Source organism: Azospirillum sp. RU38E, from assembly GCF_900188385.1.
Classification (GTDB): domain Bacteria; phylum Pseudomonadota; class Alphaproteobacteria; order Azospirillales; family Azospirillaceae; genus Niveispirillum.
Window position 1 is genome coordinate 69,484 of sequence record NZ_FZOI01000014.1, and the last position, 25,494, is coordinate 94,977.

Genomic DNA, 25,494 nt, shown 5'->3' on the forward strand with positions numbered 1-25,494 from the left:
ACCTGCAATATTGTTACGGTTGGTCGGTCGCCGCCACAGTGGCGGCATCGTCGCCACCCTCCGTACCGGCATCGCCGCCATCATCTTCCAGACGGGCGACGGAGACGACGCGTTCATCCCCCGACAGACGGAACAGGGTGACACCCTTGCTCTTGCGGCCGGTCAGGCGGATATCATGCACCGGCATCCGGATCACCTGGCCCGAATCGCTGACCATCATCAGCTGATCGGTCTCGTTGATCGGGAACACGGCGGCGATGGCCTTGTTGCGGTCGCCCATATCCATGTTCCAGATGCCCTGGCCGCCACGGCCGGTCAGCCGGTATTCATAGGCCGAGGTGCGCTTGCCATAACCCTGTTCGGAAACCGTCAGAATCATCTGTTCGCGGGCCTGCATCTCAGCGAACTGTTCCGGCGACAGTTCGGCCGTGCCTTCCACGGGTTCGGCTTCCACATCAACGGCGTCATCCGCCTCCTCACCCTCGGCCCGGCGCAGTTCGCGCGCCTGCTTCAGATAGGCGGCGCGTTCATCGGCGCTGTAATCCGTGTGATGCAGGATCGACATGCCGATCACCTCATCGCCTTCGGCCAGCTTGATGCCGCGCACGCCGGTGGAGGTGCGGCCGCTGAACACGCGCACATCCGCCACGTCAAAGCGGATGCAACGACCCAGCCTTGTCGCCAGCAGCACATCGTCGCTTTCGCCACAGGTGCGCACGGCGATCAGGCTCTCGCCTTCCTCCTCCAGCTTCATGGCGATCAGGCCATTGGCGCGGATATTCTGGAAGTCCGACAGCTTGTTGCGCCGGATGCCGCCCTTGCTGGTGGCAAACACGATCTGCAGCGCGCCCCAGGTGCCCTCATCCTCCGGCATCGGCATGACGGTGGAGATGGTTTCCCCCTCCTCCAGCGGCAGCAGATTGACCAGAGCCTTGCCGCGGGTCTGCGGCGTGCCCTGCGGCAGGCGCCAGACCTTCAGCTTATGCACAATGCCACGGCTGGTGAAGAACAGCATCGGCGTGTGGGTATTGGCAACGAACAGGTCGGAGACATTATCCTCCGCCTTCAGGCTCATGCCCGAGCGGCCCTTACCGCCACGCGCCTGCGCCCGGTATGTCGAAACCGGCACGCGCTTGATATAGCCGCCCTGGGTGACGATGACGACCATATCCTCCCGCTGGATCAGGTCTTCAATGTCGCTTTCGAACTCCGATTCCTCGATCATGGTCCGGCGCGGGGTGGCGAAGCGTTCCTTCATCTCCCCCAATTCGGTGCGGATGATATCCAGCAGCATGGCGCGGTCGGACAGCACGGCCAGGAAATATTTGATCTGATCGGTAACGCCGGTCAGTTCCTCGCCGATCTTGTCGCGCTCCAGCCCGGTCAGCCGGTGCAGGCGCAAGTCCAGAATGGCGCGGGCCTGCACTTCGGACAGTTTATAAGTGCCAGCCTCCGACAGGGTGCGGCCCGGCTCATCAATCAGGGCGATCAGCGGGGCCACATCACGCGCCGGCCATTCGCGCGCCATCATCTGTTCGCGCGCCGTCGCCGGGTCGGGCGCGCTGCGGATCAGGGCGATCATGTCATCCAGGTTGGCCACGGCCACGGCCAGACCAACCAAGGTGTGGGCGCGTTCGCGCGCCTTGCCCAGCTCGAACTCGATCCGGCGGGTAACAACCTGTTCGCGGAAGCGGACGAAGGCAGCGATAATCGCCTTCAGGTCCAGCAGTTCCGGCCGACCGCCATTCAGTGCCAGCATATTGACGCCGAAGCTGGTCTGCAGCGCGGTATGGCGATAGAGCTGGGCCAACACGACGTCCGGCACGGCATCGCGCTTCAGTTCCACCACGACGCGCACACCGTCGCGGTCGGATTCGTCACGAACGTCGCTGATGCCTTCCACCAGCTTTTCATTCACGCATTCGGCAATGCGTTCCAGCAGCTTGGACTTGTTGACCTGATAGGGGATTTCGGTGGCAACGATGGCCCAGCGATCCTTGCGGATCTCCTCCACCTCCGTCTTGGCGCGCATGATCACGCTGCCACGACCGGTATGGAAGGCGGAACGAATGCCTGAACGGCCCAGAATCAATGCACCGGTGGGGAAATCCGGGCCGGGCACAATATCGATCAGCTCATCAATCGAGATATCCGGATTCTCGATATAAGCCAGACAAGCCTCAATCACCTCCCCCAGATTATGGGGGGGGATGTTGGTGGCCATGCCGACGGCAATACCGCCGGCGCCATTGACCAGCAGATTGGGGAACTTGGCCGGCAGAACCGTCGGCTCTTCCAGCGATTCGTCATAGTTGGCCTGGAAATCGACAGTTTCCTTGTCGATATCATCCAGCATGAATTCCGACACCTTGGCCAGCCGGGCCTCGGTGTAACGCATGGCCGCCGCCGCGTCGCCATCCATGGAACCGTAATTGCCCTGACCATCGATCAGGGGCAGGCGCATGGAGAAATCCTGCGCCATGCGGACCATGGCGTCATAAATCGCGCTGTCGCCGTGCGGATGGTATTTACCCATCACGTCACCGACGATACGCGCCGATTTCTTGTAAGGCTTGGTGCTGTCGTAACCGCCTTCCTTCATGGCGTAGAGGATGCGGCGATGCACGGGTTTTAACCCGTCGCGCACATCCGGCAACGCGCGACTGACGATTACGCTCATGGCGTAATCGAGATACGAACGCCGCATCTCATCTTCGATGGTGATGGGCGAGATATCGGACGGCAGAGCGGGCGTGGAAGTCACCGAGCGGAACTCGTCATTACGTGTCGGAAAATGAAGCCGCTGGTTGGCCAGCGGCTTTCACGCTCTTGTAGCACCATTCGCGGATGCGAACAATGAAAGCACCCACCAACCTTCACACGCGGCGCGAAAGCCACCAGAACCGGGCTGCCAGCACGGAAACGGAGAAGACGCTGGCGATGAAAATCCCCTCAAACAGGCCCAGGACACCGCGCCCCAGCGGGAAGGCCAGCAGCCAGCCCAGCGGCATCATCACCGCGTAATAGCTGACAAAATGCGAGGCGGTGGGCACCCAGGTATCATTGCGCCCACGCAAAGCCTGCGCCATCACCACCTGCCCGCCATCGGCCACCAGCAGCCAGGCAGAAAAGGCAATCAGCGGCGCGGTCAGCAGCAGCACGGTGGCATCATGGGTGAACTGCCCGGCGATCCAGGCGGGGGCGGCAAAGAAAAACAGCCCGACAAGGGAGAGAATGAAGCTGGTCACCCCCAGCCCGGTCCAGCCGGCCACCACCATATCGGCCTGATCACGGGCGCCATAGGCATTGCCCACCCGCACCGCCGTGGCGGACGCCAACCCCAGCGCGCACATGAAAGGCAGGGCGATAAGGTTCAGGCCGATTGTATAGGCCCCCACCGCCGCCGCACCCAGCCAGCCGGCAAACAGGCCCAGCCCGGCAAAGGCCGAACCTTCCAGGGCGTTGGACAGGCCGGCGGCATAGCCGACCCGGCGCTGGGTGACGGAATCGCGCCACCAGCCCCGGAAATCGCCGCGCACGCCCCAGGCGTCGCGCAGCGGATGCCACCAGACATAGGCGATCATGCCGATAGCCCCCAGCCAGCGCAGGCTGGTGGTGGACCAGGCGGCCCCTACGGCCCCCAGCGCGGGCAGACCGAAATGCCCCCCCACCAGCAGCCAGACCAGCCCGGCATTCAAAACGTTGCCGATCAACATGGCGACCATGCCGGGAATCGGCCGCTTCAGCCCTTCCAGATAGAGGCTGCAGGCCAGATGCAGGGCGGCGGCCGGCATCCCGAATGCCATCACGGCCATCACATGCCCCGCCCCCTGGGCAAGGTCTGGTTCCTGCCCGGTCAGCAGCAGAAACTCTTCCCCGAACAGGCTGGCGGCAGCGATGATGGTGCCGATCAGCACGGCATAGGGCAAGGAACGGCGCCATATCACGCCGGTACCGGCCAGATCGCCCTTGCCCACCGTCTGGGCTGTGGCGACCACCACGCCCAGCAGCAGCCCCACCTGCACCCCCAGCAGCACGGCAATGGGTGAATGGCCCATGCCCAGATAGGCCAGTTCCTGCGCGCTGTAGCGCCCAACGATCAACGTATCCGTCAGGGCCATGACGATGATGCCGGCCCGCGCAATGATCACCGGGATGGCCAGCCGGACCAGATCGCCAACATGACGGCGGATACGATCGGACATGGTTTCGGCGGTGACAGCAAGGGACGACATGGGAAATGCTCACAGATCGGGCAGATTAATAAAATCATCCCATATCGGAACTATTCCATCCCCTCAAGACGCATCCGCGCATGGCGGGAACGCATGGGCGGCCCGGGTGTTGAAAAGACAGGTCCAACCTGCCTTTAAGGAGATTGCCTGATGGGCATCATCCCGCCCCTGCCCGGTTCGCCGACACCCGATAATACGGAAATCCCGCCGCCGGGCGAACAGCCGATCCCGGATCACGATCCGGGTCGCCTGCCGCCCGGCACACCGGAACCGGATGTGCCGCTGCCGCAGCGCGAACCGGAGCCGCCGGCGCCGCAAAGGCTGTAGGCGGTCGGGTTTCGTCTCACTCTTCCTTGGCCAGATGTTGCTGGCCTTCCTCCCACAGGGCCTGCCCTTTCTCATCATAGAGGAAGGGCAGGAAGGCGTAGCGGGTACCGGATGTCACCGGCAGCGCCTCATGCAGCAAGGCGCAGGAGAAAACCACCGCCCCACCGGTGGGCGCCCGATAGGTGCGGCTGCCAAATTCGGGGAAGCAGAGCTCACCGCCGGTAAAGCCGTCGGCGTTCAGATTAATGGTGACGGCGAAACGGCGATGCGCCGTGGCTTTGGTGGTGTTGTCGCGGTGGCGACCGAAGAAGCCGCCTCGGTCCCCATCATAACAGGCAACCAGAAAGCGCTCGATCCGGGTGGCCTGGAACTGGAAAGCCTTCTGGATTTGCGGCACCAGCCGGCGTTCAATCCGCTGCTTCGCCCCTTCCCGCAGCACGCCATCCACTTCCACATCATAGCGGCGCTTGAATTTCGGATCGAGGATGCCGACCGTCTTGCCGCCGACATCCCGCATGAAGCCGGAATCGACCGGGGTGGAATTCTGGTAATGCGCGATTAGCTCGGCGCAGAATTCCGGTTCGAATACGCGCGGCAGCACCAGCACCGGGGCCGGTATTTCCATCCCGGCGTGAAGATCGACCGGCGGCAGCCGGGCGACAAAATCCAGCGCCTGATCGGTTTCATGCAAGGCAAAGCGGGCCATCACCCGCAGGAACGGGTCCATCACCAGCCAGAAGGGACGATAATGCCGCCCGCCGCCCGCCGCAGCGTCCCCCGGTACCAACGCGCCGTAACGCTGGGAGATCGCCCCCTGGGGATCCCAGAAATAATGGATGCCCGGCTCCTCCGCTGTGGCCGACAGGGAGGCCTGATCGGCCGGGTCCATGCTGACCGCAAAGAAGCAGGCCCTGGGGCTGGTAAACAGCGCCCGGCGCTGCCGCACCAGCCCCAGGGCTGCCTGTACCGGCTCGGGCGACAGGCTTCCCAGAAACAGCAGGGCGACATAGCGGCCGCCCAACGAACTGAAATGAAATTGTTCACCCCGGGATGATGGGGCGACAAACCAGGGTGCGGGCTCACCCGGCAGCAGGGAGGGATGCGACATGAAAAATCCAGTTGCCGATGTGGAACTGGCAAGGGAACGCTCCATGATGACGTTTCATCCATCATGGGTGCTTTTTATCTTCCTAAGCGCGATGCGCCCGGCCCATGCATGGGCCGGGGCTTGACGATCAGGGGGCCGCGCGCCAAACCCTTATCCCATGACACAGCACAGCCCCATCCATGTGATCGGCGGCGGTATGGCGGGCAGCGAAGCAGCCTGGCAGATCGCACAAGCCGGTATCCCCGTCGTTCTGCACGAGATGCGCCCGGTGGTGAAAACCGACGCGCATCAGACGGAGCATTTTGCGGAGTTGGTCTGCTCCAACTCCTTCCGTTCCGACGATGCGGAATATAATGCCGTCGGCCTGCTGCATGAGGAAATGCGCCGCGCCAAATCGCTGATCTTGGCGGCGGCGGATGAACATAAGGTGCCGGCCGGCGGGGCGCTGGCGGTGGACCGCGACCATTTCGCCGAAAAGGTCACCGCAACCCTGATCGGCCATCCGCTGGTGACGGTGGAACGGGGCGAAGTGGCAGGTATCCCGCCGGAAGCATGGGACAATGTGGTGATCGCCACCGGCCCGCTGACCAGCATGAAACTGGCCGAGGCGATCCGCGCCTTCACCGGCGAGGAGCAGTTGAGCTTCTTCGACGCCATCGCCCCCATCGTGCATACCGACAGCATCGACCTATCCAAGGCCTGGTTCCAATCGCGTTATGACAAGGTCGGCCCCGGCGGCACGGGCAAGGATTATATCAACTGCGCCATGGACAAGGAGCAGTATGAGGCCTTCATCCGCGCCCTGATCGAGGGGGAGAAGGGCGATTTCAAGGAATGGGAAAAGAACACGCCTTATTTCGAGGGCTGCCTTCCCATTGAAGTGATGGCTGAACGCGGCGTGGATACGCTGCGCTATGGCCCGATGAAGCCGGTGGGCCTGACCAACCCGCATACCGGCAAGCGCCCCTATGCCGTAGTGCAGTTGCGCCAGGATAACGCGCTGGGCACGCTCTATAATCTGGTCGGCTTTCAGACCAAGCTGAAATATGCCGAACAGGTGCGGGTATTCCGCATGATCCCCGGTTTGGAAAATGCGGAATTCGCCCGGCTGGGCGGGCTGCACCGCAACACCTTCATCAATTCCCCGCGCCTGCTGGACGGGTCTTTGCGCCTGAAATCGACGCCGCGCCTGCGCTTTGCCGGCCAGATCACCGGCTGCGAAGGCTATGTGGAAAGTGCCGCCGTCGGCCTGCTGGCTGGCCGCTTTGCCGTGGCCGACCGCCTGGGCCAGGAACCCGTCCTGCCGCCGCGCACCACAGCGCTGGGCGCGCTGCTGGCCCATATTACCGGCGGGGCGGAGGCGGAGACCTTCCAGCCGATGAATGTCAATTTCGGCCTGTTCCCGCCGGTGACCGAACGCCAGCCCAACGGCAAGGAACTGCACGGCAAGGACCGCAAGCTGGCCTATAGCCGGCGGGCCCTGGCCGATCTGGCCAGCTGGTTGGGCTGATGCAGGAAGGGGGGACGGTTTGGGGCTGAAGCCTCAGCCCTCCCCCTCCACCGACAGCCCCGGGATGCGGGGCATGGGTGCCGACCGGTCCAGCAGGCCGGCGGCGCGCAGATCGTCCACACCCGGCAGATCGCGCAGGGAGCCCAGGCCGAAATGGTCGAGAAAATCTGACGTGGTTACCCAGGTCAGCGGCCGGCCCGGCGTCTCCCGCCGGCGGCCAGGCATGACCCAGCCCGCTTCCATCAGGATATCCAAGGTGCCCTTGGAGGTGGCAACACCTCGAATCGCCTCAATCTCCGCCCGGGTCACTGGCTGGTGATAGGCGATGATGGACAACGTCTCCACCGCCGCGCGGGACAGCTTGGCTGTCACCTCAATCTCGGTGCGCAGCCTGTCCCCCAGATCGGCGGCGGTGCGAAAGGCCCAACGTCCGCCGCTGGCCACCAGATTGATGCCGCGATGGCGGTAGAGATTTTCCAGCTGCGCCAGCAGCGGACGCACCGGCACCGCGCCGACGCGTTCCTGCAGTACAGATTCGGCCACCGGCTCGGCGGAGGAAAAAAGGATCGCTTCCAGCAAGCGGATCAGCTGAAAGTCACTGTCGAAAAGATCACTCATGCCCGCTCCCGCCGCGCCCGGACCTGAATGGGCGCGAATGCACTTTCCTGACGCAGTTCCAGATGGCCACCCTTGGCCAGTTCCAGGGCGGCCACAAAGCTGCTGGCCAGTAGGGAACGCGCCTTCACACCCTGGCCCCGCCAGCCGGCCGGCAGCAGCGCTTCCAGCTGCGCCCAGTCCGGCAGTCGGCCCAGCATGGCCTCCAACCGCGCCACGGCTTCCTCAATCGAATAAAGCTCCGTCACCGGGATGGTGAAGGGGCTGATCCGGGCTTGGCGCGAACCAACAGCGCCATAGGCCTTCAGCAAATCGTAAAGCCCCAGATCATGGCGGGAGTGGGCGAAGATCGGCAAATCCTCTGGCGCGCCACGGGCAAACCGGTCACGCCCCAGCCGCGGCCGCGCCATCAGCCGCGCCGCCGCCCCTTGCATCGCCTCCAGCCGCTGCAGCTGGAAGGTCAGGGCGGCCGCCAGCACTTCGGCCGAGGGCTCGTCCGGCTGCGGATCGGGCAGCAGCAGGCGGGATTTCAGATAGGCGAGCCAGGCTGCCATCACCAGATAATCCGCCGCCAATTCCAGCCGCAGGCGCCGCGCCTCCGTCACGAAGGCCAGATATTGTTCAGCCAGTTGCAGGATGGAAATGCGGGTCAGGTCCACCTTCTGGTCGCGGGCCAGCGACAGCAGCAGGTCAATCGGCCCTTCATAGCCATCAATATCCAGCAACAGCGCCTCTTCCGGCGCTGTGTCGCCGGTGTCCGCCGCATCTTCCATGAAAGCCATCGCGCGTGTTACCGCCCGTTCAACGGGATGAAACGGGCATTACATCAGCCCTGTCAGCCGAACGATCCAGTCCACCACCATATCCACCACTGGCAACAGTACCATCCCCAAGGGGCTGAAATCATAGCCCAGTTTGCCGGCAATAAAGGGGATCAGGAAAGCGACGCCGATCAGGATGAACATGCCATAGCGTTCCAGCCGCGCCAGTGGAAAGGCCAGCGCATCGGGCAGCAGCCCCACCGCCACCCGGCCGCCATCCAGTGGCGGCAGCGGGATCATGTTGAAACAGGCCAGCAGTACGTTGAACTGCAAGGAAATCGCCAGATTACGCATGAACCATTCCGCCATGAAATCCGGCACCAGATTGGCGGTGTGAAGCAGCAGGGCGGAGACCAGGGCCAGCACAATATTCACCGCCGGCCCCGCCGCAGCCACCCAGACCATATCCCGGCGCGGGTTGCGCAGATTGCGGAAATCCACCGGCACCGGCTTGGCCCAGCCGAACATGAAGCCGGTGGTGGCAAACATCACCAGCGGCAGGATGACAGTGCCCAGCGGATCAATATGGCGCAGTGGGTTGAGGCTGAGCCGCCCCTGCCGCTTGGCCGTATCATCCCCGAAATGCAGCGCGGCATAGCCGTGTGCCGCTTCGTGCAAGGTGATGGCCAGCAGGGCGGGCAAGGCCATGACGGAAATCTGCAGCAGGATGTTTTCAATATCGAGCATCGGCCCTCAAGCCATCCTTCCCGCCAGCAAATCCGCCAAAGCCGCTCGCAGGCCCGCCGCCTCTGCCGCCGGGGGAACCGGCCGGCGCTGGGCCTGCGCACGTTCCCAGCGTTCACCCGCCTGCTGTGTCAGGGGGGCGGCACGGGTCACGGCGTCGCGCATTTCGTCCATCTTGCCATTGCAGTGCAAGGCAATGTCGCAGCCCGCCGCCAGCACGGCGGCCGTGCGGTCACCCACGCTGCCGCTCAGTGCCTGCATGGAGAGATCGTCGCTGAACAGCAGCCCGTCAAAACCGATGGTATCGCGCACGATGTGCCCGATCACCTGCGGCGACACGCTGGCGGGCCGATCCGGATCGATGGCCGTATAGACAACATGCGCCACCATGGCCAGCGGCAGTCCGGCCAGCGCCTTAAAGGGGGCGAAGTCCCAGGCATCCAGCTCCGCCAGTGGCGTGGTGACCACCGGCAGTTCCAGATGGCTGTCCGCAAAGGCCCGGCCATGGCCGGGTATATGCTTGACCACGGGCAGCACCCCGCCATCCAGCAGCCCTTCCGCCTGTGCGGCGGCCAGTGCCGCCACCCGTGCGGGATCGCCGGCAAAGGCGCGGTCGCCGATCACATCATGTGCGCCCGGCACCGGCACATCGGCCACCGGCGCGCAATCCACATCGATCCCCAGATCGGACAGCATGGCGGCCAGCAGGCGGCCGTGCAGCCAGGCGGCGTGCGGGGCATCATCCCCCAGCGCACCGATCCGGGCAGCGGACGGCAATTCCGGCCAGTGCGGCGGGCGCAGCCGGGCCACCCGGCCGCCTTCCTGATCGATCAGCACCGGGGCATGGCGCCCCACGCTGTCGCGCAGGTCCGCCACCAGGGCCCGCACCTGTTCCGGCGTTTCGACATTGCGCCGGAACAGGATGAAGCCGAACGGGTCGGCATCCTGGAAGAACGCCCTCTCTTCCGGCAACAGCCGGGGACCGGCACAGCCCAGCACAAGGGCAAGCGGACGCTTAGCGGACAAGGACACACCCCGCCCCCTGGGCAGCCAGCGCCGTGCAAATCTGCTTGGCCCGCGCTTCATCCACCGGTCCGCCCTGGATACGGTAGAAAATGCCCTTCGGCCCCAGATCGACCCGCACCGTGCGCATGGAAAGCCCACCCAGCTCGCCGGGGAACTTGCGCTGCAGGCGTGACCATTCAGCGGCGGCCTTGGCCTCACTATCCACGGCGGCCACCTGCAGGCGGACCGAACCGGTGGCGGTGGTGGCCGCCGGCGCGGGGGCCGGGGTGGGCTTGGGCGTCGGCGGTGCGGCAACCGGGGCCTGTGCCACCTGCGGGGCCGGCTTGGGCGGTGCAGCCGGTGCCGGCGGCACCAGTTGCTGCGGCCGTGCCGTTGCCGTCGTTGCCGGCGTTCCCCCCCCATGGGCGGGCGGCACGGCATTCTGCTGCACCGGTGCCGGGGTCGGCTGGCTGGCCGGGGCCGTCGGCTTATAGCTGGGCTGCTGCGTCACCGGCTGTTGCGGCGGCGGCAACATGGGCTCCGGCGGGGCTGCCGCATGGCGACCACCGGCCAATTCGCCTTCACCTTCTTCCGCCATCGGCATCATCGGCTCTTCCGCCGGTGGTTCCGCCTCGGCACGGGGGCGTTCCATCGGCGTTTCCGGCGGGGGCAGCAGCCGCTCCACCTCCCCCTCATCGCCATTGGCTGAAGGGTTCAGCCGGTCATAGACCAGCCGGTCCTGATGCGGCACTTCCAGCCCGCCCGGCTGTTCCGGCTTGACCTTGGTGGGGGAGGCATCGGCCCGCAGGATCGGGGCGACGCTTTCCGTACCCGCCCGCATCCCCTGATTATAGGCATAGAAGATGATGCCGCCAAACACGGCCAGACCACCGGCGACGATGGCCGCATTGATGATGCCGCGCCGCTTTGCCGGCGGCTCGGCATAACCCTGCTGACCGTCATAATAGCCATCATCATAGCCGTCATCGGCATAGACGGGGGGCTGCGGCTGGACACGGGGCTGATAGGGATCGGGCGCCGGCGCGCGATATCCCGCTGTGGACGGCCCGCGCGCCGGCTCCACATAATCCGCCTCATAGCCCGCATTCGGGTCATGGCTGGGCGGCGGCGGTGCGGCAGGCGATGCGTAATCGGCCGTCAGCGACGGTTCGGGCGGGCGCGGTGCGCCCCCCCGCCCATTCCAGGCCGGATCGGCCCGGAAATCAGCCCGCAAGCCCGATTGCGGACGCGGACGCCCCTGCCCCGCCGGATCGGCGGGATTGTGCAGGCCGCCTTCTTCCTCATCGTCCTGGTAAGACATGGCTTCTTCGCCTCAGCGCATTTCCTTGACGGGCTCAACACCCAGAATGTGCAGCCCGGCCGCGATGACCTGGGCAACGGCGGTGATCAGCGCCAGACGGGCGCGGGTCAGTTCCGCATCACCTTCGATCAGGAAGCGCATGGATGCATCATCCTTGCCCTTGTTCCACAGCCCATGGAAGGCCGAGGCCAGATCATAGAGGTAGAAGGCGATCCGGTGCGGTTCATGCGCTTCCGCCGCCGCTTCCACCGTGCGGGGGAAGGACTGCATCAGCTTGACCAGCGCCACTTCCTCATCCGCGTCCAGGCGCGACAGCGGGGCAGCGGCCAGCCCGGCGGCATCCAGCGCATAGCCTGCCTCTTCAGCATGGCGCAGCACGGAATGGCAGCGTGCATGGGCATACTGCACATAGAAAACCGGGTTTTCCTTGGACTTTTCCGTGACCTTGACCAGATCGAAATCCAGCGTCTGGTCATTGCGGCGGGTCAGCATGATGAAGCGGACGACACCCGCCCCCACTTCCTCCACAATGTCGCGCAGCGTGACGAAGCGACCGGCGCGCTTGGACATTTTCACCGGCTGGCCATCATCCAGCAGGTTGACCAGCTGGCAGATCTTCACATCCAGCGCGCCCTTGCCACCGGTGATGGCCGTGACAGCGGCCTGCATCCGCTTGACATAGCCACCGTGGTCAGCACCCAGCACGTCGATCAGCAGCTCGCCAGAGCGGCGGAACTTGTCATAGTGATAGGCGATGTCGTTGGCGAAATAGGTCCAGGAACCGTCCGACTTCTTCAGCGGCCGGTCCACATCGTCACCAAACTGGGTGGCGCGGAACAGGGTCTGCGGGCGCGGCTCCCAATCCTCGGGCTTCTTGCCCTTGGGCGGCTCCAGCACGCCGGTATAGATCAGGCCCTGATCTTCCAGCGCCTTCAGCGCCGTATCCACCGCACCGGCATCCACCACCGCCTTCTCGGACGAGAAGACGTCATGTTCGACGCCCAGCAGAACCAAATCCTGCTTGATCATCACCATCATGCGGGCAACGGTGAAGCTGCGGAAATAGGGCAGCCATTCGCCCTCCTCCGCCTGCAGCCAGCGGTCGCCATCCTGATCCTTCAGGGCCTGGCCGACCGGCTTCAGATAATCACCCGGATACAGTCCTTCCGGGATCGTCACCGTCTCACCCAGCGCCTCGCGATAGCGCAGATAGGCCGAACGGGCCAGCACATCGACCTGGGCACCGGCATCATTGATGTAATATTCGCGCGTGACGTCATAGCCGACTTTGGCCAGCAGGCGGGCCAGCACGTCGCCCACCACCGCGCCACGGGTATGGCCCACATGCATGGGGCCGGTGGGGTTGGCGGAGACGAATTCCACATTCACCCGGCGGCCGGCGCCCAGCTTGCTTTCGCCATAGGCGTCCCCTGCCGTCAGGATGTCCGCCATGCGGGTCAGCCACCAGCCGGTATCAATGCGCAGATTGACGAAGCCGGGGCCGGCCACGCTGGCCTCCGTCACGGCATCCATGCCCTTCAGGCGGGCCACCAGTGCCTCGGCAATGGCGCGCGGCGGCTTGCCCGCCGGCTTGGCCAGCACCATCGCGGCATTGGTGGAGACATCGCCATGGCTGGCATCGCGCGGCGGCTCCACGGTGATTCGGGCGAAATCAAGCCCGGCCGGCAGTTCCCCCGCCGCCACCATCTGTTCCAGCGCCGTAACGATCTTGGCTTCGAAATCTTTGAAGACGTTCATTTTTCCAGGCTTGACTCAAGGTCCGGGCAGATTGCCCACGGCCCGGCGCCAAGGCACCGGTACGGGGTCATCATGGCACCCTACACCGATCATCCCGCAACGCACAGTGTGCAGATATGAAGGGCGGGAATGTGGCAGAAGTGGATAGGCAGGGCTTGGGCGATCAGGGTCAGAAACCTACCCCGCAATCAATTGCGCCTGCCGGATGGCGAAACGATCGGTCATGCCGGCAATGTAATCCAGCAAGGCCCGCACCCAGCCCGCCCGGTCATAAGGAATGCGGCGGATGCCCGGCACCGTTTCCAGCAGGGAGGCGAAGCGGCGCGGCAGTTCCCCGGAAGGCCCGAGCGCCTCGCGCGCCAGCATCGCCTCCCCATAGGCTTCCAGCAGAATGGTGATGGTGCGGGCGGCCACGATATCCGTCTCGCAGCGCTGCTGGCCGCGATAGATGCGGGTATAGCTGACCTCTGAAATCTCCTTCAGGGCGTCCTTGCGTTCGATCATGTTCAGCAGCGGGCCGACCGGCTTGCCTTCCATGATGTCGGCCAGCTTTTCCTGAAAGGCCAGGCCGGCATCATGCACCAGCCGGTCAATGGCGCGGGCGCGCAGATAGATCAGTCGGCGATCCTCATCATCAATGGCGCTATATTCCTGGCGGTCCCATTCGATCAGCGGTTCCAGCAATTCCTGCGCATCGGTGAAGGACAGCATCCGCATCTTCACCGCATCTTCGATATCCACGACGGAGTAACAGGCATCGTCCGCCGCCTCCACCAGATAGGCCAGCGGGTGGCGGCACCAGGCATCGCGCCCGATGGGGATCAGGCCCAGTTCATTGGCCACATCAGCCATGAAGCCGGTTTCGCTGCCGAAGAAGCCATATTTGCGCTTGTGGGGCCGCACCTCCTCGGGGCTGGCCGGCGCGCTCCATGGGTACTTGCCATAGGCCCCCAGCGTAGCAGCGGTCAGCTGCAGCCCGCCGCTGGCCCGCCAGCCCTGCAGGCGCGTCAATACGCGGAAGCCCTGGGCATTGCCCTCAAAATTGCGCAGCTCGCTGCATTGCTGGCCATCCAGCCCGTCCTGGATGCGCTGACCCAGAGGCGCGCTGCGGAACCAGTCGGAGATGATATCCTCACCCGTATGGGCAAAGCAGGGCGTGCCCAGATCATGCGCCAAGGCGGCGGCTGCCACCACATTGCCGATATCGAAGGCACTGGCCGGCACGGCATCCTGACCATAGCGCCCGATGATTTCCGCCCCCGCCCAACTGCCCAGCGACCGGCCCACGCGGGCCGCCTCCATCGAATGGGTCAGGCGGGATCGCACATAATCCGACCCGCCAATGCCATGCACCTGCTGCTTGTCGGACAGTCGGCGGAAGCTGGTGGAAAAGGTGATGCGGTCGATATCGATCTCAAAGGCGCTGCGGTAAGGCAGCTCCGGGGCAAGCCCTTCCTTGGCCAGACGCTGGCGGGAAAGAAGCTGGTTCCAGCGCATCATCCTGGGGCGCCCTCCGTGCTATGATGCCGTCCGCTTTGACGGATGGCTGTTCGGCGCTTACATAGGGTGCAAGCGTTTGTCCAGACGTTAACGGATGAAGGATCGCCTGCCATGTCGATTTTGTCGGAAAACCAGTCCGATGCCCCCGCCGACCGGGTGATGAACCTGACAGCGCGTGCTGCTGCCCGCATCGCCAAGCTGGCGGCACTGGAGGGCAATCCCGACCAGATGCTGCGCCTGACCGTGTCGGGCGGCGGCTGTTCGGGCTTCCAGTATGGTTTCAGCTTCGACACCGCTGTGAACGAAGATGACCACCTGTTCGCCCGCGACAATGCGAAGATGGTGGTGGACGACACCTCGCTGGACCTGTTGGCCGGGGCCGAGGTGGATTATGTCGAAGATCTGATGGGCAGCTATTTCAAGATCAACAATCCCAACGCCTCCTCCTCCTGTGGCTGCGGTGCTTCCTTCTCTGTTTGATTTGTCTGAATTTCCCCGGCTGAAAGACCCCCCCCGTGAAGATCGCCACTTGGAACGTCAATTCCGTCAAGGCCCGCCTGCCGAACGTCACCGATTGGCTGGCCGCTACCAGCCCGGATGTGGTGCTGTTCCAGGAAATCAAATGCGAGACGCCGAACTTCCCCGCCGCCGCGTTTCAGGAACTGGGCTACCACGTCCAGGCGGTGGGGCAGAAAAGCTATAATGGCGTCGCCCTGCTCTCCAGACAGCCGGCGGAGGACATTATCACCCGGCTGCCGGGCGAGCCGGAGGATGAACAGGCCCGCTATGTAGAGGCCACCATCGCCGGGGTACGCATCGCCAGCCTGTATCTGCCCAACGGCAACCCGGTGGATACGGAGAAGTACCCCTACAAGCTGCGCTGGATGGAGCGGCTGCGGCTTCATGCGCGCGACCTGCTGGCCCGCGAAATACCGGTGGTGCTGGGCGGTGATTATAATGTCATCCCGGCGGCCATGGATGTCTATGACCCCATCGGCTGGGCCGATGATGCCCTGTTCCGCCAGGACACACGGCTGAAATTCCAGGAAATCCTGGCGCTTGGCTATACAGAGGCATTCCGCGCCCTGCATCCGGGTCTGGCCCGCGCCTATAGCTTCTGGGATTATCAGGCCGGGGCCTGGCCGCGCGACAAGGGCCTGCGCATCGACCATTTCCTGCTTTCCCCCCAGGCCGCTGACCGGCTGGTGGCGTGCGAGATTGACCGGGAACCACGCGGGCGGGAGAAGGCCTCTGACCATACGCCGGTGATCCTGGAATTGCGGGACTGAGCGCAAACGGAACCGGACCCTGCGTTGGGTGTTTTCTTAAGGAAATCACTCATTACAGGAGTCCGGTTCATGCAGGATGAAGACCGTATCCGCCAGCGCGCCCATGAGATTTGGGAGCGTGAAGGACGTCCGCTGGGCGCCGACCAGCACCACTGGGCACGCGCGCGCCAGGAAATCGCTGAAGAGGATTTGCGCGCCCGTGCCCAAGCGGCGGGCAGCGCCACAGCACCGCCGCCCGAACAGCAGGAAGCGGGCCGGCTGTTCCAGGAGACGAACAACCCCCGTCTTATCGGTAACGCCGACAAGGGCATTGTTTCCGATGGAAACGACACCCTGATATCCACCGAGCGGCAGGGGCTGCCTGCCGAACAAACAGACTGAATACAAAGGTCAATCAACTTAGTTAATGAAAATTAACCAACCCCGCTCAACCAGAGCGGGGTTTATTTTTTGATAATTTCACCTTTTGTCTCTGTCTTATCCCATCGGAAACCTGCTTGACGCCCCGTCCGCAATGTGAAAGATAGTCCCAAATAATGAACGAACAGTTCAGGGAACGGGATGCGATCGGCTCATCAGAGCCGGGAACCATGGGGCTCGAACCCACAAAGCAGCGATTTTCCGCCGAACCCGGCACTGACGGGGACGGAATGATCAAACCAACCCCGATGCGCCACGTACCGCCGGGGAAAGGATGGGAGAGAAATCATGAGAAGTGTTGAATTCCGGCAGCGTGCGCGCCTGCGCAGCAGCGCTTCCACCAGCGCCCTGGCCGTCGGTGGTCTCGCGCTGCTGCTGGGCATGGCCGCCCCTGCCCTGGGCCAGAATGCCGCAGCACCCGCCGTTTCTGGGGAACCGGAAATGCTGGAAGAAATCATCGTGACCGGCATTCGCCGTTCGCTGGAACAGGCACTCAGCGCCAAGCGTGACGCTGCCCAGGTTCTGGATGCCATCTCGGCCGAAGATGTCGGTAAATTCCCCGATAAGAACATCGGTGAGGCGCTGCAGCGCATCACCGGCGTGCAGATTTCCCGCACCAATGGCGAAGGGGCCACCGTCTCCATCCGTGGTGCCGACCCGTCGCTGAACCGCGTGGAAGTCAACGGTACCTCTGCCCTGTCCACCACGGTGGGCGGCGGCCGCGATGTCGATTTCCGCGACATGCCGGTTGAATTCATCAACCGCCTGGAAGTGGTGAAGTCCGTCACCCCGGAGATGACCGAAGGCGGCCTGGGCGGCACAGTGCGCATCATCACCCGCCGTCCGTTTGACAGCGATGAGCCGTTTGTAGCCGGCTCCCTGCAGACGATCTGGAGCGAGACCGCAGAGAAGTTCGATCCCAAGGCCGCCATCATCGGCGGCACCACGCTGGCCAACGACACGGTTGGCGTTGTGCTGGGGGCGACCTATGAAAACCGCCATGTCTCCACCCACGAGGCCCGCACCACCGGCTGGCGCCAGATCGGCGACCTGAATGGCAATGGCATCAAAGAATTCGCCCCCGACATTCCGCGCTATGTCATCAACCGCCTGGAAACGGAACGCGTTGCCCTGAATGGCGCCGTCGAATGGCGCCCCACCGACACGTTCAGCCTGGGCATTGACGGCAATTATGCCAAGGGCAAGCAGGATGTAGATTCCCAGTTCCTGCAATTTGCCACCGCCGGCAGCGAGAGCCTGGTTGACAAGTCAAAGACCACTGTTGGGCCAGACAATACCGTCTCCCATATCGAATTCGTCAATGATCCGAAGCTGGCCCAGGGCCAGCAACTGACCGGCTCCTACCGCAATATCCTGGGTACGCTGACCCGCACCCAGTGGAACACCGCGATTAATTCCAAGTGGGAAGCGACGGAAAATCTGACGCTGACGGCCCGCGGCTCCTATGCCCACGCGCGCGCCTTCAATGATGAAATCAACGCCGTCGGCGATGTGATCGGCCTCAGCCGGCTGGTGGTGGATTACACCAACAGCAAGCACGCCCCCGATATCCGGGTGAATTTCGACCCGACCAGCCCGGTTGGCCTGAACCAGCTGACCCTGTCGCACAAGCCGCGCATCAATGATCAGGATGAATGGGACGGCAAGTTCGACGCGGAATATAAGTTCGATGACGGCTTCATCACCGCGGTCAAGGCCGGTGTCGAGATCCGCAACCTGACCGCTGACAGCCGTTATTACTCCTCCTCCAATGTTTTGAATGGCTTCACCAACCCGTCCCTGCTGGGCAAGATTCAGCAGATTGTCGGCAGCAATGCCACGCTGGGGGACGTGCCTTTCTTCAAGACCGGTTCGCTGGGCTTTGATCCTTCCATCACCCGCTGGCTGAATCTGGGCAATGGCGTGGTGGAGGCCGGTGGCCTGCTGGACCCCTATGGCAGCCCGCAATATCTGGATAGCTGGGAGGTTGAGGACAAGAACCGCGCCGGCTATGTCCAGGCCTCGTTCGCCTTTGATGCCCTGGTTCCGGTTTCCGGCGTGGTCGGCGTGCGTGCTGTGAACACCCGCACGACGTCCAAGGGCTATAGCCAGAACAAGAGCGCAACGGGCGTGATCACCTATGCGCCCGTTGAATATAATGGCGAGTACACCAAGTATCTGCCGGCGCTGAACCTGAAGTTCGACCTGATCCCGGAAAAGCTGCAGGGCCGTTTGACGGCAACCAAGGTGCTGGCCCGCCCCACACCCCAACAGCTGGCCCCGCGCCGCACCCTGGATACGGTTGGCTATACCGGTTCACGCGGCAACCCGGACCTGAAGCCCTATGAGGCGACGCAGTATGATGCGGGTCTGGAATATTATCTGAACCGTACCGACTTCTTCTCTGCCACTTATTTCCGTAAGGAAATCTCTTCCTTCATCCAGAACACCACCGTGCCGGAAGTGGTGGATGGCTTCACCTATGGTGTTGTCATTCCCAGCAACGGGACGGAGAAGGTGACGATCAACGGCCTGGAAGCCGGCGTGCAGTATGGATTGGGCTTCCTGCCCGCACCCTTCAACAATATGGGTGTGATTGCGAACTACACATTCTCCGACGATAGCGGCTATCAGGGGACGGACAAGTTCACGGGTGAGAAGCTGAGCTTCATCGGCCTGTCCCGCAACAGCTATAACCTCTCTGCCTATTATGAGGACGAGGCCTTCTCGGCCCGCGTCTCTTATAACTGGCGGTCGAAATACCTGATCACGGCCAGCGGTCGTGGCGGCAACCCCGAATTTGGCGAAGCCTTCGGCCAGTTGGATGGCTCCGTCAGCTATAATGTCACGGATCAATATTCCGTGTTCCTGGAAGCTGTGAACATTCTGGACGCCACCCGCGTGGAGAATGCCAACAGCGAGTACCGTCGGACGATCTTCGATACGTTCGGCCGGCGGATTTACGCGGGCGTGCGCGCCCGCTTCTGAGCAAGTTCGCTCTCCTCCCTATAACGGAACAGACTTTCAAGGGCGGAACGGGGAAACCCGCTCCGCCTATTTTTTTGCTATCAAGGGATCGTTCTCCCCTTGCTGAAGGCAGGTTGCCCATGCCGCGTCCCCGCTCCGCCCCCTTCCTGCTGGCCCTGTCCTTGCTGGCCGGTGGCTGCACCACCCCAGCTCCCCCAGCCGCCCCGAAGCCCGGCTGGGCCCTGGCTGTGCATGGCGGGGCCGGGGTGATGGATCGGGAAACCATGTCGGCAGAGACGGAGGCAACCTATCGCGCCGCGCTGCAGGCGGCACTGGATCGGGGCACCGCCGTGCTGGACAAGGGCGGGTCGGCCCTGGATGCGGTAGAAGCCGTGGTGCGCGGGCTGGAGGATGATCCGCTGTTCAATGCCGGGCGCGGTGCCGTCTTCACCGCCGACGGCCGGAATGAGCTGGACGCCGCCATCATGGATGGCGCCACGCTGAAGGCGGGGGCAGTGGCCGGCATTACCGGCATCCGCAACCCGATCACCCTGGCCCGCGCGGTAATGGAGCAATCACCGCATGTGATGATGATCGGCCAGGGGGCGGAACGGTTTGGTGCCGAAAAAGGCGTGGAGAAGGCTGATCCTTCCTGGTTCTTCACCGAGAAGCGTTGGCAATCCCTGAAGCGGAGCCTGAAGGAACACGGTCTGCCCATCCCCCCGCGCCCGCCGGGTGTGGGGCCGGAACCAGCCGCGCTGGCCCAGGGCGACGGGCTGCCGGAAGACCGCAAGTTCGGCACGGTCGGTGTGGTGGCCCGCGACCGGGCCGGCCATGTCGCCGCCGGCACCTCCACCGGGGGCACCACGGCCAAGCTGTGGGGCCGGGTGGGCGACAGCCCGATCATCGGGGCCGGCACCTATGCCGATGACAAATCCTGTGCCGTGTCCGGTACCGGCACGGGGGAATATTTCATCCGCCTCGGCGTGGCACGCGAAGTCTGCAATCTGGTCGGGTACGGTGGCAAAAGCCTGCAACAGGCCGCCGACGCGGTGATTCAGAAACAACTGACGGCCCTGGGCGGGGATGGCGGGGTGATTGCCGTCGCCGCCGACGGCACCCTGGCCTGGAGCTTCAATACATCCGGCATGTACCGGGCCATGGCGGCAGAGGGGCAAAAGCCCGTGGTTGCCATTTTCAAGGGCGAACGCTGAAAGCAAAAAGGCCCGGCACCAGAGATCGGTGCCGGGCCTTTTTATTTGAGCAATCGCCCGAGGGCGGTTGCTCGATCCAGTTGAATTTGTGAAAATTTTTTTATCAAAAATCATTATAGGAGAACGGCATGATCAATTTCCACAGAGAGACAAAAAAATACCTTCGAGACTCTTTGAAATCATATGGATTCCGCAGTGCTGAGTTCGGTGAGGGATTCTTTTGTCCACTTAAAAAGGGAGTTATTGCCTTTTTTTCCGCCGATGGCATTTGGTCAGAATTAAGAATTAGTTGCGGATTACGATTTGATAGCGTCAACAATTTTCTTATTAAATCTTCGAGATTAGCCGAATGGCCTGATCCCGCTGTAGACGGTTTTAAACTTAAGTTATATGGACTCTTTATTGAGGATATGGGATGCTATTATAGTGATAATGATAGCCTCGATGCCGCAGTCAAGACCAGCTACCGGAAGGGGGCGGTGGTTGCCACAGCGGAGGAAATCAAAGATCATATTTTATCCAATCTGGATCGTCTTGCCAATTTTTCAGACCTGTCAGCTGCAGTTCCCTATGTCAAGGAACGGCAATATTTTGAACCTTTTAGCGAATATACGATTCCGGCAGCCGCAAGAATACTCAATGATAAGGAGTTATGGGATTGGGCTGTTGATTATTTTAGTCCAATTGTTGCCGAAAATAATCGGACTAAACTACCGCAAAATCGCAGAGATTACGACAAACTCTTACAAATTATGGCATGTGTTCACAAATTCGCATGAATGAACCCGCAACGTAGATCATTATTAATAAGTATAACGAAATTGTACAAATTTTGAAACAAAAAAAGGCCCGGCACCAGAGATCGGTGCCGGGCCTTTTTATTTGAGCAAGCGCCCGAGGGCGGTCACTTAATCCAGTGGAACAGCCGGTCGAACCAGCCGCCGCCGGGGCAGACAAGGCCCGGTTCCTCGTTACAGCCGCGTCGGGCAAAGGCGACCATGGAGACACGGCCCAGCACACGCTCAATCGGCACATAGCCCACCTGATTCAGGTAGCGGCTATCCTGGGAATTGTCGCGGTTGTCGCCCATCAGGAAGACATGGCCCGCCGGCACGACATAGACCTGCGTATTGTCGTCGCGGCCATTATCGCTCTGTTCAAGAATCAGATGCTCGCGGCCCCCCGGCAGCGTCTCCTTATATTCGGTGACGGAGACGACGAAGCCGCTATTGTCACGGTAGGAATAGTCCCGCAGCTTTTCGCGCGGCACCATCTCCCCGTTAATGTGCAGGCGGCCGCCGATCACCTGGATACGGTCACCCGGCAGGCCGATGACCCGCTTCACATAATCTTCCTCGATGCGCGGGATGCGGGCGACCACCACGTCGCCGCGTTCCGGCATCAGGTCGGGGAAGCGCCCTTCCCCGAAGGGCAGCGGCACGAAGGAGGTGGAGAAGCGGCTGTAGCCATAGGCATATTTGGCCGCATAAAACTGGTCCCCCACCTTCAGGGTCGGCAACATGCTTTCCGAAGGGACATGGAAACCGGCGAAGAGAAAGGTGTTGGTGGTGAAATAGAAGATGGCGACAAAGCCGATCAGCCCCGCCCATTCACGGATCAACGCGCGCAACGCGGATACTCCCTTCGCTTTGAAAAGCGGCGTTACCATGCCTGTCGGCCCCTGCCCGGTCAATCACCGGAAGGGCCGACAAGGATTTCAAAATTTTAATCCTGCGCTTCGGCTTCCGCCGGTTCGGCGGCTGTTTCGTCCGCCGCCTCCGCCACATCGGCGCGGCGTTCCAGCACGGCAGCGAAGAAGCCATCCGTATCATGCTGGGCCGGGGTCAGGCGCAGCATCGGCGTGGTGACCGGCGGCTTGCCCCAGGCTTCGGGCCAGGCATCGGCCACCGGCACCAGGGTGAAGTCAGGATGGCTGGCCAGAAACGCCTCCACCTGATGTTCATTTTCCTCCGGCAGCAGGGAGCAGGTGGCATAGATCACCCGCCCGCCGGGCCGGGCCAGCCGGGCGGCACTGTCCAGAATGCTGGCCTGCAGCGGCATCAGTTCGGTCAGCCCCGGCCCCAACGGACGCCAGCGGGCATCCGGGTTGCGCCGCCAGGTGCCGGTGCCCGAACACGGGGCGTCGATGACCACGCGGTCGAACTTGCCCTTGTGACGCTTCACCCAGGGGTCACGCTCATTCTTCAGGGCGCGGGTTTCGATATTATGCAGGCCCGCGCGGCGGAACCGTTCCTTGGCGCGTTCCAGCCGGCCGGCCAGCACGTCGCTGGCAATCACACGGCCCTTGTTTTCCATCATCGCGGCGATGGCCAGCGTCTTGCCACCGGCCCCGGCGCAGAAATCCACCACCTGCATGCCGGGCTTGGCATCGGCCAGGAAGGCGACCAGTTGGGAGCCTTCGTCCTGGATTTCGATCAGACCGTTTTTATAGATATCCATCGCCATCACTGGCGCACGGGTGGCCAGCCGCACACCCACGGGCGACAGCGGCGTTTCCACCGCCTTGTAACCGGCATCCACCAGCGCCTTCAGCGCATCGGCGCGCGTTCCCTTCACCGGGTTGGTGCGCAGGTCCAGCGGGGCTTCCCCCAGCATGGCCACCATTTCCGCCAGGAAGCGGTCGCCAAAGGCGGCGCGCATCGGGCCGGCGGCCCAATCCGGTACCTCCCCCTGCACTTCCTCCGTCTGGGACGGGTGGTCCAGCGTGTGGGTATCCAGCGCGCGGATCAGCTTGCGCTCCCGGTCTGACAGCGGGGCGGGGGCGAATTTGGCACCGTTGAACAGGCCGGCCACGGCATCGGCGGTGCGCCCGCCGGCCAGGATGCAATCCGCCAACACCAGGGCGCGGGGATCGGGCATATGGTTCACCCGTTCCAGCCACCAATGCAGCCGCGCCCAGCGCCGCATCACGCCATAGACCGTCTGTGCAATATCCGCCCTGTCCTTGGCACCGATATAGCGACGGGCACGGAAAAAGGCGCTGGTGACGGCATCGGCGGGGCGCGGCGTGTCCATCACCTCGGCAAGCAGATCGACGGCGGTGGCCAGACGGGCGGCGGGTGTCATGGGGGCAGTATTCCTGGCAACAGGCCCGTGCAGGGCCAAAGCGCGGGACTATAAGGGCCATAACCACCCTGCCACAAGTGCCGCCCCGCGATGGCTGCCCCGATCAAGCCCACAAAAGTGAATTCCATTTTTCAGGATGATATTCCATATTTCAAGAAACCAATGGATCGGGGATGTGAAACGTGACGAAGGCCAAGACATTTGCCACCCTGGCGCTGGGTTCCCTGCTGCTGGCCGCCCCGGCGCTGGCGGAAGGCAAGATCTTCATCGCCGGCGACAGCACGGCGGCCAGCTACAAGCCCGACCGTTTCCCGCAGATGGGCTGGGGCATGGTGCTGAAATGCAGCCTGGATGCCAGCCAGAGCGTGGAGAACCGGGCCATGGGCGGGCGTTCCACCAAGACCTTCATCGGGGAAGGACGGTTCGACGCCATCGCCAAAGATATCTCCACCGGCGATACGCTGTTGATTCAGTTCGGCCATAATGACGCCAATGACAAGAAGCCGGAACGCTATACGCCCATCCCGGAATTCAAGACCAATCTGCTGCGCTTCATCGCCATGGCGCGGGAAAAGGGCGCGACGCCGGTATTGATCACCCCGGTCGCCATTCGCCGTTTTGATGATAACGGCGCCATCGGCGAAAGCCTGACGCCCTATGCCAATGCAACGCGGGAGGTGGCGCACGCCACCGCCACCCCATTGATCGACCTGAATTATGACAGCCGCGTTTATATGCAGAAAGTGGGCGTGGAACCGTCGAAAGCCTATTATCTGCACTATCCCAAGGAGGCCGGTTACAAACAATGGCCCGACGGGGTGAGCGATGATGTGCATTTCAGCGAAAAGGGCGCCCGTGCCATCGCAGCACTGGTGGCGGGCCGGCTGAAGGCTTTGGGCCTGCCGGTTTCTGCCCATGTGACACCGTTGAGCCCGGATGATCCGCCGGTGTTGGGCAATGATGCCTGTGCAGTGAACTGACAGAGTTCACCGGCGGGTATCGGGGAATAAAGGCTCCACACCCGCCGGTGCCGGGCGATAGGTCATCTTGTGGCCGGGCTTCCATGTCCCGCCATCCAGATATTCCGACGACACGCTCATGCTGCCCCCCGCGTCCAGCACAGAGACGGAGCGGACGCGGGTGATGGTGGGATGGCCACTCACCGCCTCTTCCGCCACCAGCCGGCCCGGCGCTTCCGCCACCATGGTGCCCTGGGTATGGAAGCCGGCGGTGGTGAAATAATGATAGATCAGGGCGTTGGTGGCCTTGTCCCAGAAGATCATCGTCTCCCCGCCATAGGGGGCGCTGGTCAGGGCATGGGTGGTGCGGATCGCCTTGCCGCCCAAGGCCCAGTCCCAGCGGGTGACATCCACCATCGGCTTGCCATCCGGCCCTGATCCTTCCCCCCGCCAGACCTTGCCGACGAAAGGTGCCAGGGCAGCATAAGGATCAGGCTCCGCCGCGCGGATGGCAGAGGTTGCCATCAACCCGATGGCGATGGTGACAAGCAATGCCCTGAACTGCATCCGCATGGCGCTTCCCCTCCCCCGATATCCAGATCGGGAAAGGGTCGCGCCATGGGATGTCGGCGTCAAGCCATGCCTATACCAACCTGCTGAAAGCTTGACCTTCA

General features: G+C 63.0%; 22 protein-coding genes. 9 read left to right on the plus strand and 13 right to left on the minus strand.

Annotated elements, in window-relative coordinates; translation table 11 throughout:
- Nucleotides 1–13: 13 nt before the first annotated feature.
- A complete protein-coding gene (gene gyrA, locus CHB97_RS19375) occupies nt 14–2,764 on the minus strand; it encodes a DNA gyrase subunit A (RefSeq protein WP_089289653.1) in 2,751 nt (916 codons plus the stop codon).
- Between the two features lie 112 nt (nt 2,765–2,876).
- The gene (locus CHB97_RS19380) at nt 2,877–4,235 is read right to left on the minus strand and encodes an MATE family efflux transporter (protein ID WP_089289654.1); all 1,359 of its coding nucleotides are present in this window, start codon (nt 4,233–4,235) and stop codon (nt 2,877–2,879) included.
- Nucleotides 4,236–4,385: 150 nt separating this feature from the next.
- On the opposite strand from CHB97_RS19380, the gene CHB97_RS26635 reads away from it, so the two are divergent.
- A complete protein-coding gene (locus CHB97_RS26635; protein WP_200820028.1) occupies nt 4,386–4,562 on the plus strand; it encodes a hypothetical protein in 177 nt (58 codons plus the stop codon).
- 16 nt (nt 4,563–4,578) lie between these two features.
- On the opposite strand, the gene CHB97_RS19385 is transcribed toward CHB97_RS26635, so the two are convergent.
- A complete protein-coding gene (locus CHB97_RS19385; RefSeq protein WP_089289730.1) occupies nt 4,579–5,670 on the minus strand; it encodes a 2OG-Fe(II) oxygenase in 1,092 nt (363 codons plus the stop codon).
- Nucleotides 5,671–5,827: 157 nt separating this feature from the next.
- On the opposite strand from CHB97_RS19385, the gene trmFO reads away from it, so the two are divergent.
- Nucleotides 5,828–7,180, plus strand: coding sequence for a methylenetetrahydrofolate--tRNA-(uracil(54)-C(5))-methyltransferase (FADH(2)-oxidizing) TrmFO (gene trmFO, locus CHB97_RS19390; protein ID WP_089289655.1), 1,353 nt, complete (start codon nt 5,828–5,830; stop codon nt 7,178–7,180).
- Nucleotides 7,181–7,213: 33 nt separating this feature from the next.
- On the opposite strand, the gene scpB is transcribed toward trmFO, so the two are convergent.
- The 7 genes from scpB to dgt all read right to left on the minus strand — a co-directional run bounded on the left by scpB (nt 7,214) and on the right by dgt (nt 14,884).
- The gene (gene scpB, locus CHB97_RS19395; protein ID WP_089289656.1) at nt 7,214–7,798 is read right to left on the minus strand and encodes an SMC-Scp complex subunit ScpB; all 585 of its coding nucleotides are present in this window, start codon (nt 7,796–7,798) and stop codon (nt 7,214–7,216) included.
- On the minus strand, nt 7,795–8,577 hold the full coding sequence (locus CHB97_RS19400; protein WP_089289657.1) for a ScpA family protein: 783 nt from the start codon (nt 8,575–8,577) through the stop codon (nt 7,795–7,797). The genes scpB and CHB97_RS19400 overlap by 4 nt, the downstream gene beginning before the upstream one ends.
- Nucleotides 8,578–8,616: 39 nt before the next feature.
- Entirely contained in the window at nt 8,617–9,303 is a 687-nt protein-coding gene (locus CHB97_RS19405; RefSeq protein ID WP_089289658.1) for a site-2 protease family protein, read from the minus strand.
- Between the two features lie 6 nt (nt 9,304–9,309).
- Nucleotides 9,310–10,326, minus strand: a complete 1,017-nt coding sequence (gene nagZ / locus CHB97_RS19410; protein ID WP_244559616.1) for a beta-N-acetylhexosaminidase — start codon at nt 10,324–10,326, stop codon at nt 9,310–9,312.
- Nucleotides 10,316–11,626: an SPOR domain-containing protein gene (locus CHB97_RS19415; protein WP_089289660.1), complete on the minus strand. Its 1,311-nt coding sequence runs from the start codon at nt 11,624–11,626 to the stop codon at nt 10,316–10,318. Before CHB97_RS19415 ends, nagZ begins: the two co-directional genes overlap by 11 nt.
- A 12-nt stretch (nt 11,627–11,638) precedes the next feature.
- Nucleotides 11,639–13,384 (minus strand): arginine--tRNA ligase, encoded by a 1,746-nt coding sequence (gene argS / locus CHB97_RS19420; protein ID WP_089289661.1) that lies wholly within the window; start codon nt 13,382–13,384, stop codon nt 11,639–11,641.
- Nucleotides 13,385–13,561: 177 nt separating this feature from the next.
- A complete protein-coding gene (gene dgt, locus CHB97_RS19425) occupies nt 13,562–14,884 on the minus strand; it encodes a dGTP triphosphohydrolase (RefSeq protein WP_089289662.1) in 1,323 nt (440 codons plus the stop codon).
- 111 nt (nt 14,885–14,995) lie between these two features.
- Between dgt and erpA the strand changes: the two genes are divergently transcribed.
- From erpA to CHB97_RS26125, 6 genes are all read left to right on the plus strand, one after another.
- A complete protein-coding gene (gene erpA / locus CHB97_RS19430) occupies nt 14,996–15,364 on the plus strand; it encodes an iron-sulfur cluster insertion protein ErpA (RefSeq protein ID WP_089289663.1) in 369 nt (122 codons plus the stop codon).
- A 35-nt stretch (nt 15,365–15,399) separates the two neighbouring features.
- Nucleotides 15,400–16,173 (plus strand): exodeoxyribonuclease III, encoded by a 774-nt coding sequence (gene xth / locus CHB97_RS19435; RefSeq protein ID WP_089289664.1) that lies wholly within the window; start codon nt 15,400–15,402, stop codon nt 16,171–16,173.
- 69 nt (nt 16,174–16,242) lie between these two features.
- Nucleotides 16,243–16,554, plus strand: a complete 312-nt coding sequence (locus CHB97_RS19440; RefSeq protein ID WP_089289665.1) for a DUF2934 domain-containing protein — start codon at nt 16,243–16,245, stop codon at nt 16,552–16,554.
- A gap of 327 nt (nt 16,555–16,881) precedes the next feature.
- Complete coding sequence (locus tag CHB97_RS19445; protein ID WP_089289666.1) at nt 16,882–19,581, plus strand: TonB-dependent receptor; 2,700 nt, start codon at nt 16,882–16,884, stop codon at nt 19,579–19,581.
- A gap of 119 nt (nt 19,582–19,700) precedes the next feature.
- Nucleotides 19,701–20,774, plus strand: coding sequence for an isoaspartyl peptidase/L-asparaginase family protein (locus tag CHB97_RS19450; RefSeq protein WP_089289667.1), 1,074 nt, complete (start codon nt 19,701–19,703; stop codon nt 20,772–20,774).
- Between the two features lie 128 nt (nt 20,775–20,902).
- Nucleotides 20,903–21,553 (plus strand): hypothetical protein, encoded by a 651-nt coding sequence (locus tag CHB97_RS26125; RefSeq protein WP_143271052.1) that lies wholly within the window; start codon nt 20,903–20,905, stop codon nt 21,551–21,553.
- A 125-nt stretch (nt 21,554–21,678) separates the two neighbouring features.
- On the opposite strand, the gene lepB is transcribed toward CHB97_RS26125, so the two are convergent.
- Entirely contained in the window at nt 21,679–22,404 is a 726-nt protein-coding gene (lepB, locus tag CHB97_RS19455) for a signal peptidase I (protein ID WP_160106037.1), read from the minus strand.
- A 95-nt stretch (nt 22,405–22,499) separates the two neighbouring features.
- On the minus strand, nt 22,500–23,861 hold the full coding sequence (locus tag CHB97_RS19460) for an RsmB/NOP family class I SAM-dependent RNA methyltransferase (protein ID WP_089289669.1): 1,362 nt from the start codon (nt 23,859–23,861) through the stop codon (nt 22,500–22,502).
- A gap of 182 nt (nt 23,862–24,043) precedes the next feature.
- On the opposite strand from CHB97_RS19460, the gene CHB97_RS19465 reads away from it, so the two are divergent.
- A complete protein-coding gene (locus CHB97_RS19465) occupies nt 24,044–24,841 on the plus strand; it encodes a rhamnogalacturonan acetylesterase (protein ID WP_089289670.1) in 798 nt (265 codons plus the stop codon).
- 6 nt (nt 24,842–24,847) lie between these two features.
- Here the strand turns inward: CHB97_RS19465 and CHB97_RS19470 are convergent, their stop codons facing one another.
- Entirely contained in the window at nt 24,848–25,393 is a 546-nt protein-coding gene (locus CHB97_RS19470; protein ID WP_089289671.1) for a hypothetical protein, read from the minus strand.
- Nucleotides 25,394–25,494: the final 101 nt, after the last annotated feature.